Origin of the sequence: Paenibacillus auburnensis, assembly GCF_927798115.1 — a bacterium.
Classification (GTDB): Bacteria; Bacillota; Bacilli; order Paenibacillales; family Paenibacillaceae; genus Paenibacillus_AQ; species Paenibacillus_AQ auburnensis.
The window spans coordinates 380,756-393,431 of sequence record NZ_CAKMMG010000003.1; the positions used below are offsets into that span (position 1 = coordinate 380,756).

Below are 12,676 nucleotides of genomic sequence, written 5' to 3' on the forward strand. Positions count from 1 at the left end.
GATATACCTTCTTGAGAGTAGTCAAGGAGGAGAAAGGATGACGATGAGTATGGATCAAATCCACCGGATCATGCGTCTTCCCATAGCCTATCGTAGAGAATATGCATTTAAGTTCAATCACACCTGAAGACATTATTGTTTTATACCATAAAAAAGAAGCGGATTTTAATCCGCTTCCCCTCTAATTCTTCCACTATATTCCAAATTTTATACTCACCGCTTCGCCTTATAAAACTCATGATAAAGCTTCATCAGCGCTCTCTTCTCTATCCGCGACACATAACTCCGCGAAATCCCCAGCTCCTTCGCAATCTCCCGCTGCGTCCGCTCTTCTCCGCCAGTGTCGAGGCCAAAGCGGCCAACCACCACTTCCTTCTCCCGGTCATCCAAAATATCCAGATTGCGGTAAATCTTGCTCTTCTCAATCTTCAGATCGACTTCCTTCACAATATCATCTGCGTCGGAACCGAGGATATCGATCAGCGTGATCTCATTTCCTTCTTTGTCCGTCCCTATCGGATCATGCAGGGATACGTCCTTTTTGGTCTTTTTAAGCGATCTCAAATGCATGAGGATTTCATTCTCGATACAGCGGGCGGCAAAAGTGGCGAGCTTCGTGCCTTTGTTCGGGCGGTAGCTCTCGATGGCTTTGATCAGCCCGATGGTGCCGATGGAGATGAGGTCCTCCATGTCCTCCCCTGTATTGTCGAATTTTTTGAGGTTGTGGACACGAGATGATGTCACTTACTTGTCTGATCATCAGCTGGTTGCTCAACAATGCCTCCGAATCACCGCATCGTTCGTGCCTGGTCAACCTGTGCGATGAGTTCTTGGATTACCTCATCTGGCGAACGTTCGTTCATCCAGTTTTGACCGAACATCTGGAATATTTTCACCATAGGGAAGTCCTCCCAAAATCCGACGAATTCATCGTTAAGATATACCTTATCTGTGACGTATTCGTTCATTTCATTCAGGGAATGCTCTAATACAGCTTTCGCAGCGGGATCACTCAACCATTCACTCAGAAGGCTGAACTTGTGGAACGTGATTTCTTCCTTTCCGAAATCGCAATGCAAGCGCCCGGTGATTCGGATGTCTTTGGATGAGCTGCCCAATAAAATCTGGAAGAATCCCGTGTCAGCTGCCCAACGATTATACTTGGTGTTGTAGTAAGAGAAATCTCTCTCCTCCAACTCAAAGACGAGCTTCTGTGTTTCACCCGGATCAAGCTCGATTTTGGCAAAAGCCTTCAGCTCCTTCTCGGGACGCGTCCATTTGCACTCTTCATCATGCACGTACAGTTGAACGACTTCTTTTCCTCTTCGCTTGCCTGTGTTCTTCAGTTGAAGAGATACTGTGACTCCTGTCCCCCGCTGCTTCACTTCCAGGTCGGAATAGACAAATGTAGTGTACGACAAGCCGTGTCCGAAAGGAAATTGCGGCGCCAGCTCCTTGCGGTCATAGTAACGATAACCCACGAACAGTCCTTCGCGGTAATACAACTTGCCGTTCTCTCCCCGAATACGCATATGCGAAGGATTGTCCGACAGCTTCACGGGAAAGGTCTCCGACAGTTTGCCCGAAGGATTGGTGTGTCCGAACAATACCTCTGCGACCGCTCTGCCCAAGCCTTGACCCGATAGCCAGGAATGGATGACGCCCGGCACATGCTGCACCCATGGACTCATGACCAAGGCGGAACCGCTGCTTGTCACCACGATGCACTTAGGCTGAGCGGCTGCAACCGCTTGAATCAGCTTCACTTGATGCTCAGGAAGCTCAATGCCTTTAAGGTCATGCATTTCCGATTCGGCATATTCCGGTTGGCCTACGAACAGGACAGCCACATCGGAATTCGCTGCCAGTGAGACGCTTTCCTTGATCAGCTCATCATCGACGGAATCATCCTCCGGGTAACCTGCCGCATAATTCACGGTAACCAGGTCGCCTGCCAGCTGTAGTTTCAATATGAGAGGAAACTGCTCAAACAAGGGCTTATATCTGCGACGAACGTTATGTCAAATGCACGCACAAATACAGCAGCTAGGATCTTCATCCAAACTGCTGTATTTATCATAGCTTTTTAACCATTACCATTTCCCCATTAATATCCATTTCTCCATTGAATTCAAACCCTAATTTTTTGTATAAACTTAAAGCTCCAATATTGTCTTGGTATATACTTAAATAAATTTCACTACAATTAAACCGTTGTACCAAATATTCTATAAGTGTCGTTAGTAATATTCTCCCTAATCCACGTCCTTGATACTTCTTATCGATCAGATATCGATCAAACCACACCCTGCCTCCCTTATCCTCTTGAGGGAAAAAACCAAACATAGCAAATCCGACCAAGGCTTTATCTACATACAATCCAGCTGACTTATAATACGAACATTTTTTAGCATCCTCTAAACTTTCAAATGGAGTTTCAATATAAGCTTTTTGATGATCATGTACACGTAATGAAAGGATATCATTTAAATTTTCTTCATTCACTTCTCTAATCTCTATTTCCATATTTCCCCTCCTTTATCATGCTTGTTTTTCTTAAAAGAGAATCAACTAGATATACTTAATAACTAAGCAGGACAAATTTATCTTCTTTTTCAGGACCATCTCCTTGCCTAAGAGAAGCTATAAACTCAGTAAGCAGAAAGCTATTATTATCAATCAGGTTATTGCACCTAATATCTCCAACAGGTGCACATAATTAGGCTTTACATTTTTATAGTCTCAATATCAAACTTTCTGTTTTATGATCGATCAACCTCTAATATATCAAGTAAAAACAAGAATATTGGTATACCAATTATCAATCCCCAAACTCCGATATAGTGCTCAGAAAAAAATAAGATAATTAATGTAACAAACATCGGAAGATTCATTTTTGATGACATGAGCTTTGGATTTAAAAAGTATCCTTCAGCAAAATGTATGAGTGCGACCATAATTAATAAATAAAATGTTGTTTGCATACCTCCAATATTATACGCAATAATACTTAATGGTATCAGTGAAATGATAAATCCAAAAACGGGAATTAAACTTAGCAGAAACACCATAATGGCTAATGCGAGTAGATATGGAAAGCCAAGTAACCATAAACCAAGAACTGTAATAAGTGTATTAACCACTGCTATCAAAATTTGTGCTTCAATCACTTTGCCAAAAGAAGTAATAAATTTTCCGCTTAAGTATTCAACCTCTGTATAAATCCATCCCAAAGCACTATCTTTTAGCCTAAAAGTAAATTCAACTATTCTATTTTTTTCCAGAATATAAATAAAACTTAGTATAATGGATAAGAGAAAATTAGTACTCCAATTACTAATTTTCAAAATATATTCGACGCCACTGTTAAGATAAGATTGATAATTTAAACCTTTAAGAGAATCAAATATATAGAGTATTATTTGATTTTGCGGTAAGTCATCCATACTTATATTTGATAAATAAGTCGCTAATTGAATAATTTGTTCATAAACTAAAGGAAGGTATTTAATCAACAGAACTGTAAGTATAGCGACAAAAGATATGTACAGAACTATCACGATTACTTTACTATTGACTTTGATGAAGCGACTAATTAACTTACTGACTTGTCTCTGGAAACTACTCATAATGAATGCAATGAGTAGAGTCAGCAATATTAAATTTAACATATCTCTAATAAGATAAATGATGAATGCAATCAACACTAGAATTAAGAACCGCCGAAAATTCAAATTTGTATGAAGTTTTTCAATTAGATTCATATTGGACTCCTTTTATGTGTCTTATCATAACCAGCTACACTGCAGCACAATATGAAGGCTGGGGGGAAATTTTTGAACACTTTTTTATATCAACTTTTTTAAAGAACAATTTAAATAGTTTTTCGTTAAACAGTGAATGTTGGAAAGTAATAAAGCTACCACCCATCATTAATTGCTTTCTTGAACTATACAAGATGCTAATATACTCTCTACGCGTTGACTTGTTTAATGGGATGCTAGAGACTATATAATCAATCCAGGGTATATCATGAGCATTCATAAACTCCTCTAGTTTTATCGCATAATTCAGTATAAGAAGTGTCAATTTTTTATATCATAATATGTAATTGCACCGGTAATACCTAAAAGCAGAGCTATAGAAAGTAATCCGGCCAATAGTTTTGTTCCCACTGTAGTTCTCATATTCAATTCTTCCTTTCAAGTGTCTAACCTTTAGAAGGTTTAACGAAAGTAGCGGCGAACTATGACTATAATTATTAAGTCTAAGTTCGCCGCCGCTTCCATTAATACAACTTTTCAAATGAATACATCGAATCTGATTGACCTGGCATTATCCCCTTCTATCTCGGAATAATAGGTAAAACGACATTCGATGGATGTTCCTTGTCTCTGTGAATTGTAATAACAGGCACAATATTGTTAGGATCGTTGGGGTTGTTTGTCGGACTCAGTTCTGGCAGAATTTCAAACGTGGGCCAGTCTGCACCAGCAATAGAAACTCTAATGCTATGCCCTTCTTTGAATACCCAGGAAGTAGGCATTAAATCAACGGTTAGTTGCACAATTTTCCCGTTAGCAAAAACATCTTTGTTGTATTGTTTGTTTTCATAACCATGCCAAGGAAGTTCAGGTTTGACATCTATCCCCTTTTCTCCACCTAGTATCATCGTATTATTGTCATGTAGTTCATTAAAACCCGCACGTAAAAGTCCTTCAGTGACTAATACAGCTTCTCCATTCGGATCTACATCTTCGAGATAAATAAAGAAGTCTCCGTTACTTGCTGTGGAGGAGGCCCAAAAATCCACAATAGGATGCCCTGTAACCTCTGTATCTTGAGTCAATGGTAAGGTTGTATAGGTCAAACTTTTTTTATCCATCTCCGTGCGGACTGGCATCTCATCTGGACTCATCATTTGCCAGCGACTGGTTTGATAACTTTCCCCCCATCGTGCATCGTGCTTAAAATCAACTTGGTAGAGGTCTTTGCCAGGTGAAGCACTCCCAGTATCCAGTTCTCCATCCTTGGAAAAATAGTAGGTTTTTAACTGCTGCCTTGCTAGCGGCCATTCATTTTCGGAACGCCAGCCATCACCATTCATATTATAAATATAGATAGGCGGTTCCGTGTCTATCCCGTTTTGTATTCCTTTAAGATAGCGATCAAAGAAGCGCAACATTTCAATTCCGTACTTTGATAGTACTTTCTCTTCGTCCTCCCCGAAGTACTCCCAGTAAGGTGAAGTGCCTTCGTGATATCCTGCATCAATAACCATTTTGGAAGGATTGGTATCCTTCAGTGTTGAATACAGCTCAGTAGTACCGCGTATAAAAGGATCCATCCAGCCCCCATGATTATATATTGGGATACCACTCTCCATTACAGCAGCTAATGCACTGGCTGGCCCAACGTTATAGGCAGTCACTGTGTGTTTCTTGTTACCGTCTGTATATTCCCAATCATCGTCTATAAAAGCAGTGTTTGGTCCCAACTCACTGTATGGTGTGTTTTCAAGATGTTCATGTACCCCAAGATAATAGAGGTGTTCTCGTTCCTTTCCATCCTCGTATTGTGGTGGATCATTAGCATCAGCAGGGTAATTGTAATCGTCAATAAATGTGCCGTTACCGTTTAAGTCTAGCGGAATTTCATCAACGAGCTCACCATCACCATCCTCATCTACTACAGGCGCATTCGGGTAATAGCCTTCGTCTGGCAGATGATAGTTATGTTCAAGATATTTCTGCATATCAAGCTGTGAATAGGCCCATAAGAAAATCCCCCCCGGTCTTATCTCTCCCGTAAAACCGTCCATAGGTACAACTTCAGGGAAAATGGCTTTCAGTGCCTTAGGAGCCTGCCCAGCCGTTATAATCTGTGAATAACCAAGGTATGAACCGCCCAACATCCCAACGTTACCATCACTCCATGTTTGCTCTTCAATCCAGTCTACAAGCTCATAACCATCCTCAGCTAGCTTTGGCGAGAAATCTACTTTTGTTCCATAGCTTGCGCCTGAACCACGCATATCTACAACGACATAGGCGTACCCATGCGATAAAAATAGGTTTACTATCTCTTTCGTTGATCCATACACAGTACCGAAGCTATTAGCCCTATCTACAATCGGCCCCCATGTTCCAACAGCATTTTTAATAAATGGCTTTTCATACCACTTTATATCTGGCATAATGAACGACCGGCCATAAGGCGTATATTGGAATATGACAGGAAATTTCTGCTTATCTGGCCCGTCGGCAGGTATGTAAATATCAGCTGCAAGTTTTGTGCCATCCGTCATCTCCACATATTCCGATTTTTTTTCATAATCCTTGTACTCTGGGGAGGAAAAGCCAGCGTACTCAAATGGCTCGCTGACTTTTTTATTTGTATTGTTTTTACCGGAGCAGGCAGTAACCGTTAAAATTAAGATCAAGAGAACAATGGCCATTATATGTTTTAGCTTATTCTTCATTTTATAGTTCACCTTCTATCCATTTTTTGAGAAGCTCTACTTGTTGATTAGTTTTGGCTTAAATCTGTCAAGATACCATACAGCAAGACGATCCGATATAACCAATAGGATTGCAGCAATGAGCGTTCCTTGCCAAAAGAGTAGGCTATTTGACTTCAGAAAAACTTGAGTTACAATACCGAGCAGTCCGATAAGCGTCCAGTGAATGCAGTAAATAGTATTTATATTCTTGCTCAATCTCATCAAGGGTTGAAAAGACACTTTAGAGAATAGTTTTAGGATTGCATAGTTCAATCCAAAGAACGATAACGCTATTAGGATAAAAAACACTGCATCCAACAGTCCCAAAAAATAATAAGAACCCTCTGATGAAAACATTAAGCCGTATTGAAAAGTTAAAATGAGATATAGCACTCCCATTCCACCACAAAGCATTGACACTAATGAATAGAACTTCCCTTTATCTTTACATTTTTTTAGATATGAACCGAAAACAACACCAGCAATCGGGAATATAATCCAATTCAAGAAAGGGAAATATGTTTCGGTAGCTGTTCCCCAAAGAAAGCCAACAAATTGATCTTCTACATAATTTCCGGTCGATACCCGGCGTAAAAACATCCCAATTATTGACGCAGCCCCACCAATGAGTAATAAGATAGAGTGTTTTAGTTGCATCTTCTTTGCTAACGCTAGAAAGATAAAGGCTAAGCCTGCAAATTGGAGAATATCAACACTGAACAAAGAGAATGTATTTTGTAAATAAGAACTATTATGTGTTATCTCATATTTCAGAAGACTAGGTATGACAAACCGAAATATATTCAACAACAAACCAATACCCAATAGGCTTAAGCCACGTTTAAGTAAGTCAATTGGTGCATTCTTTCTGGAGTAGCTGATCCCTATTCCAAGACACATCATAAACACCGGGGCTGCAAAGGGACCACCAAGTACATTTCTGACTAACATAAATAAAACACCTTCAGATTTAGGAGAAAATTCCTCAAAAACATGGGTCCATATCATAAATAAGATCGCGAATGCTTTAGCCATATCCAATTCAGGTTGTCGGCCAGTATTTATGTTCTCATGGCCAAAGCAGTTTTTTATTGCCGTTAACATAATGATCACCTTTCTAATTCGAAGATCAGATCGATCTTAACTATTTATTTTATTTAACTTTACAAATATAATCATAATAGACACTGAGTCGTTTTAATATATTCAATATGGCACTCAAATATCTAGTAGACGACAATGTATAGCCAATATGTCGTATAGAAAGGATGGGTTTTATGAACAATGATGATAGGCGGATACGAAAAACAAAAAAAGCTTTGAGGGAAGCGCTTGCTGAACTGATGATGAATAAAGAGCTGCGCAGTATTACTATTCAGGAATTGAGTGATACGGCAGATGTACACAGAGCTACTTTTTATGCACATTATAGGGATATTTATGATCTGTATGAGCAACTTGAAGAAGCCATGGTTAATGAAATGGGGGCAATTATTATACATGACCCTACTCACACATACGATGAACTTTTTAAATCGGTCATTGATTATGTCATCGAGAACTCAAAAATGTGTCGCATGTTTCTAAAGAACCATACTTTTCATGAAAGGATCAGTGAATTTCTAGAAGAAAAATATTTTGATATTTGGAAATATGAAACCGGAGAAGTTATGGTCACAGATGAATGGGAATTTTTAGCGAATTACCATATTCAAGGCTGTCTTGCGATTGTCACCCGCTGGGCCGAAAATGACTATATTTATCCTAAAGAAAAAATTACAGATATGATTTTAAGAATAGATAATCACTTCGATGAAATCTTGACGTAGTTAAACCTGCTAATATGTTCACTACAATTCCTCGAGAAAACTCTTTAACTTGCTGACATAATTAAGCAGGAGCCGACGATTTGTAACTAGTTACAAATCATCGGCTCCTGCTCTGAAGCTTAATATTCACCTTGCAACACCTGTAATTCAATAGACGGATTTTCAAAATCATCGTATAATTCGCAAGCAATAATTAACTTAATTTCCTCTATATTCAGTTCTTTGATATGTCTCTGCAGTTGTTTAATCTGGTTATCTTTATTCTGTTTATTGTATGTAATACAGATAAACTCACCTTTGGGAATACTACTGACAATATAATCAGAATTTAAAAGTGTGGGCCTGTTTGAGTATTTCTCATTAATCGCTAAGTATGCTGAAGAGTATTTCTCCTCACCATCAATAATCAATGATGGAATGTCAACAAAGTAGCCACTTTCAAAAGCAAGTTCCACCCCAGTCCGGGAGGTCTCATTCTCAACTAATCTTCCGTTAACTTCAAAATTAATTACTTCTTGCTGTTTTATCAGATGAATAATTATACGTTCTTCTACCTTTCTAAAGTATGGGGCCTGATTTTGAACAACAGATAGACCATACTCAATCGCTTCAGCGATCCTGGAGAATCTTTCTTTAGCTACAATAAGTGATTGAATTTGTTCGTCCAGGGAGTGCTGAAAAATCCTGATCTTTTCAACGATCTCCTTCATATCACCCATTGCTAATGTAGGTTTTAACTCATGAAGAGGTATCCCATATGTTTTAGCATATTTAATGATATCTATATAAATAAACTGGTCGATACTGTAATATCGATACCCATTGTCCTTATTGATATAGGATGGTTTTAACAAACCCATTCGATCGTAAAGACGCAAAGCTTGGATCGATATATTGTTAATTTTTGCAGTTTCGCCAATTGAAAAAAATTTTTTCATCAAAACGCTCCTTTACTCTATACCAGGTATAGACTTTATACTCAGATTGTAAGCAAAATCCGAGACATGTTCAAGTACCGTAATATGATTAAAGGGGGATTCCTGTACAATGAACTTCAAACCTAATACAAAAATCAAACTAGATCACCTTGGACAGTTTTATGCCACAATTAATAGTGAGAACAATCCAGGGACATATAGTGTCTCTGCTCACCTAAAAGATCCAGTAGTTCCCGTAACACTTCAACAGGCAGTTAACGACCTTATGCAACGGTTACCGTTTATGAATGTCCGTAGTAAACGGGGATTCATGTGGTACTTCCATGAATTGCACGAAAACCCTCCAATAATTGTAAATGAGAAGGATTTTCCGGCATTGTGCAGTTCATTCAAAATGGGCACCGGCCATCTAATGAGAATTATTTACGGAGATCGTTCAGTTACGATTGAGGTATTACACACTGTATGTGACGGACGTAGTCTTGCAATGGTGGTTAGTTCTTTATTAGCCAGATATTTCGAACTCTTAGGTGAAGCAATTAAGAAAGAAGGTTTAATTGACTGCAATGAGACTGTGTGTATGGAGGAAGCAGAGGATGCATATGCTCGCTACGCAGATTTAAGGAAATCCAAGCCTGAAGGCAGCGTTAAAGACGTTTATGTACCTAAATTCCAGCCGACCACGATTCGAATTATTACTCATAAAATTAGACTTTCAGAAATAAAAGCTAGAGCAAAATCGCATGGCCTCACTATTAGCGAATATATATTGGTTCATATTTGCAGCGAATTTGCAAAACAGAGGGAACTAGAAGATTGTACAAGTGGAATTACGGTCAATGTCCCCATTGATTGCAGAGGGTTTTTCCCTAGTAAATCTTTACGCAATTTTGTATCTCATAAAACGATTACTATGCCTGAATCAATGAATTTTTCCGATATGGGACAAGATATAAGAAGACAATTTACAGGAATTACACAGGATTATATCCAGTCTAAAATTAGCGAGATGGAAAGAGCTATGAAAATAGCAAATTTTCTTCCTTTGTTTGTAAAAGAACAACTTATCAGGAAACTTGGTGAGGAGGAGAGCGCCGGGTATACTACCGGTTTCTCAAATTTGGGATTAATAAGACTTCCCAAAGAAATCCTGGACAAGCTTGATTCATTCTCTTTTACACTAGGGGCTGAACCGGCCATGCCTTATCAGTTTGCATGTGTCGCAGTTGGAGATACCCTTACTTTTACAACAACCACTATCGCAGAAGACGATACAATTATAGATCGTATCTTAGAGGTTTTGTAGCCATCTAGGGCTTAAAGGCCTAGATGAACTGGAGAGGTTAAACTGATAAACAATTTGTCTTTCTTGGTATATTTAAGTGAGGTCAATAAAAAAGACTGCATGCTCTTGATGAGTTGCAGTCTTTTTTGATCTTTCCGTGTCTGCTTAGTGTTACCTGAATTCGGCAACGATTGTTGCGAGTAGCTTCTAAACATGTCTATCTTATTTATCAATCCCATTTTTCTGCTTTGCTAACCAAAGAAACCAAGCTATTCATAGGGGAAACATCGCAAATACTACACTTTAAATTTATTTATTCTTTCTTGGAGCTCTTCGGCCATGTTGGAAAGTGAGTTTGCCGATGATGTAATCTCCTCCATCGATGCAAGTTGTTCCTCAGTTATAGCAGTGACATTATGTACTCCACCTGAAGCATCTTCAGCAACATTGGATATCTGCTGCATATAGCGGACCAATCCATTCGTACTTGAAGACATTTCTTGTGATCGTTCAGATACTTCCTGAATATCACCAGCAACCTTTTTCACTGCATCAGAAATCTGCTCGAACGCTTGTCCAGCCGCATTAACAATTTTAATCCCAGCTTCTGTTTCACTATTGTTGACTTTTACTGCCTGAATCGCATGATTCGTGTCATTCTGAATGATCTCTACTAGATCAGTAATTTTTTGAGCAAATTCCGAAGATTCTTTGGACAATTTACGCACTTCTGTGGCTACAACGGTGAATCCTTTGCCATGTTCACCTGCATGCGCAGCCTCAATAGCTGCATTCATTGCCAGAAGGTTCGTTTGATGAGCAATACTGTTGATTGTTTCAGTAATAATACCAATCTCTGCAGAACGTTCCCCCAGACCAATGACAAGTTCTGTCAGTGATGCTAATGAATTTCGAACAGTATCCATTTGTTCCACAGCATTATGAATAATTGAATTACCATTTTTTGATTGGTTTACAGTAGCAACTGCGGATGTGGATACACTTTTAGCTAGTTCTGAAATCTGTTTCGAATTGTTGGCCATCTGGGTCATCTCCTGTAAGGAACGATTAACCATATTAACTTGATCAGCTGTACCCACAGCTAGTTGCTCAATCGTTCTGGAGATTTTTCCTGATGCACTCTTATTTTGTTCTGCACTTGCTAATAGTTCTTCCGAGGAGGCTCCTACCTGTTCAGAAGTCTTAGAAACGGATTGAATCATTGCATGTAAGCTTACTTTCATCGTGTTAAAGGAAGCATTCAGCGTGCCGAGTTCGTCTCTACTTTTAAGCATAATCGGCTCACCAGTTAAGTCACCTTTTGCGATAAGGATGGCAGAAGCATTCAGCCTCTGTATAGGTTTTGAGAAAATATTAGCAATGAAGAACGCAATAAATACAGCAAGTAGTAAGGAAATTACCGTGACCAATAGAATGATAAGAAACGATTTATATGTAACTTCCAAAGATTTATCTGTAGCTTCTTCTGATAATTCATTAGTCCCCGATATAACCTTTGCAATCAATTCATTGGCTTTCAACCATAAGGGATAAGCTTCTGAATGTATCCTGCTGGCTTCCTCGTAATTATTCGCCAAACCGATTTCAATAAACTCTGGTATTTTATTGAGATAGGCCTCGTAGTTTGTGCTAAATTCATCATAAAGCTCCATTGCTTGTTCACTACTCTTAATTAAATGGATCAGCTGTTTACGTTCATCATCTATCTTGATTGTGAGTTGCTCCAAGTCCTCCTTTAATTCCATAATCCCATTCCCATCTCTCTACAATAATTGAGAGGGCTAAACGTTCTACGTTTGAGATATCACCATTCAAGGTTCCCAATAGAGTGATACCCGGCACCCAAACCTGATCAATTTCTTCAGCACTCTCAGACATAGTATTAATCTGATTTAGTGAATACATGCTTATAAAGGCAAGCAGTACAACCACAATTAAAAAACCAGACAACAATTTCATCCGAATGTTCAGTTTTAATCTTCTTAACAGAGCCTTCACCCACATGCTCACACATCCTTACTCCTCAGATTTGAACCTAAAATCATGTATTACATATCCTTATCCGTTGAAACACCTTTGCGATCTAAGATAATCTGTATAG

At 38.9% G+C, this 12,676-nt stretch carries 11 protein-coding genes; 2 read left to right on the forward strand and 9 right to left on the reverse strand.

Translation table 11 applies throughout. From position 1 onward, the window contains the following. Positions 1 to 213: 213 nt before the first annotated feature. The 6 genes from sigK to L6H70_RS15465 form a co-directional block, all read right to left on the reverse strand. Positions 214 to 744 carry an RNA polymerase sporulation sigma factor SigK gene (gene sigK / locus L6H70_RS15440; protein WP_236334592.1) on the reverse strand — a complete coding sequence of 177 codons (531 nt, stop codon included), beginning with the start codon at positions 742 to 744 and terminating at the stop codon, positions 214 to 216. A 44-nt stretch (positions 745 to 788) separates the two neighbouring features. Continuing rightward, complete coding sequence (locus L6H70_RS15445; RefSeq protein WP_236334594.1) at positions 789 to 1,970, reverse strand: glycoside hydrolase family 3 C-terminal domain-containing protein; 1,182 nt, start codon at positions 1,968 to 1,970, stop codon at positions 789 to 791. A 106-nt stretch (positions 1,971 to 2,076) separates the two neighbouring features. After that, positions 2,077 to 2,526: a GNAT family N-acetyltransferase gene (locus tag L6H70_RS15450; protein ID WP_236334596.1), complete on the reverse strand. Its 450-nt coding sequence runs from the start codon at positions 2,524 to 2,526 to the stop codon at positions 2,077 to 2,079. A 236-nt stretch (positions 2,527 to 2,762) separates the two neighbouring features. Beyond that, positions 2,763 to 3,764: an AI-2E family transporter gene (locus L6H70_RS15455; RefSeq protein ID WP_236334597.1), complete on the reverse strand. Its 1,002-nt coding sequence runs from the start codon at positions 3,762 to 3,764 to the stop codon at positions 2,763 to 2,765. Positions 3,765 to 4,345: 581 nt separating this feature from the next. After that, positions 4,346 to 6,481 carry a CocE/NonD family hydrolase gene (locus tag L6H70_RS15460; RefSeq protein WP_236334599.1) on the reverse strand — a complete coding sequence of 712 codons (2,136 nt, stop codon included), beginning with the start codon at positions 6,479 to 6,481 and terminating at the stop codon, positions 4,346 to 4,348. A 36-nt stretch (positions 6,482 to 6,517) separates the two neighbouring features. Further along, positions 6,518 to 7,606: an acyltransferase family protein gene (locus L6H70_RS15465; protein WP_236334602.1), complete on the reverse strand. Its 1,089-nt coding sequence runs from the start codon at positions 7,604 to 7,606 to the stop codon at positions 6,518 to 6,520. A gap of 173 nt (positions 7,607 to 7,779) precedes the next feature. On the opposite strand from L6H70_RS15465, the gene L6H70_RS15470 reads away from it, so the two are divergent. Continuing rightward, the gene (locus L6H70_RS15470; protein ID WP_236334604.1) at positions 7,780 to 8,331 is read left to right on the forward strand and encodes a TetR/AcrR family transcriptional regulator; all 552 of its coding nucleotides are present in this window, start codon (positions 7,780 to 7,782) and stop codon (positions 8,329 to 8,331) included. Positions 8,332 to 8,450: 119 nt separating this feature from the next. On the opposite strand, the gene L6H70_RS15475 is transcribed toward L6H70_RS15470, so the two are convergent. Next, complete coding sequence (locus L6H70_RS15475) at positions 8,451 to 9,269, reverse strand: MerR family DNA-binding transcriptional regulator (protein ID WP_236334606.1); 819 nt, start codon at positions 9,267 to 9,269, stop codon at positions 8,451 to 8,453. A gap of 109 nt (positions 9,270 to 9,378) precedes the next feature. Here L6H70_RS15475 and L6H70_RS15480 point away from each other — a divergent pair, with 109 nt between their 5' ends. Next, on the forward strand, positions 9,379 to 10,575 hold the full coding sequence (locus L6H70_RS15480) for a hypothetical protein (RefSeq protein WP_236334609.1): 1,197 nt from the start codon (positions 9,379 to 9,381) through the stop codon (positions 10,573 to 10,575). A 275-nt stretch (positions 10,576 to 10,850) separates the two neighbouring features. Here L6H70_RS15480 and L6H70_RS15485 read toward each other — a convergent pair whose 3' ends face one another. After that, positions 10,851 to 12,302, reverse strand: a complete 1,452-nt coding sequence (locus tag L6H70_RS15485) for a methyl-accepting chemotaxis protein (protein ID WP_236334611.1) — start codon at positions 12,300 to 12,302, stop codon at positions 10,851 to 10,853. After that, entirely contained in the window at positions 12,274 to 12,579 is a 306-nt protein-coding gene (locus tag L6H70_RS15490) for an MCP four helix bundle domain-containing protein (RefSeq protein WP_236334740.1), read from the reverse strand. Before L6H70_RS15490 ends, L6H70_RS15485 begins: the two co-directional genes overlap by 29 nt. Positions 12,580 to 12,676 lie beyond the last annotated feature (97 nt).

Coding starts and splice junctions, on each gene's coding strand:
- L6H70_RS15450 (WP_236334596.1), bottom strand. CDS start 2,526: ATGGAAATAGAGATTAGAGAAGTGAATGAAGAAAATTTAAATGATATC.
- L6H70_RS15455 (WP_236334597.1), bottom strand. CDS start 3,764: ATGAATCTAATTGAAAAACTTCATACAAATTTGAATTTTCGGCGGTTC.
- L6H70_RS15460 (WP_236334599.1), bottom strand. CDS start 6,481: ATGAAGAATAAGCTAAAACATATAATGGCCATTGTTCTCTTGATCTTA.
- L6H70_RS15465 (WP_236334602.1), bottom strand. CDS start 7,606: ATGTTAACGGCAATAAAAAACTGCTTTGGCCATGAGAACATAAATACT.
- L6H70_RS15470 (WP_236334604.1), top strand. CDS start 7,780: ATGAACAATGATGATAGGCGGATACGAAAAACAAAAAAAGCTTTGAGG.
- L6H70_RS15475 (WP_236334606.1), bottom strand. CDS start 9,269: ATGAAAAAATTTTTTTCAATTGGCGAAACTGCAAAAATTAACAATATA.
- L6H70_RS15480 (WP_236334609.1), top strand. CDS start 9,379: ATGAACTTCAAACCTAATACAAAAATCAAACTAGATCACCTTGGACAG.
- L6H70_RS15490 (WP_236334740.1), bottom strand. CDS start 12,579: ATGTGGGTGAAGGCTCTGTTAAGAAGATTAAAACTGAACATTCGGATG.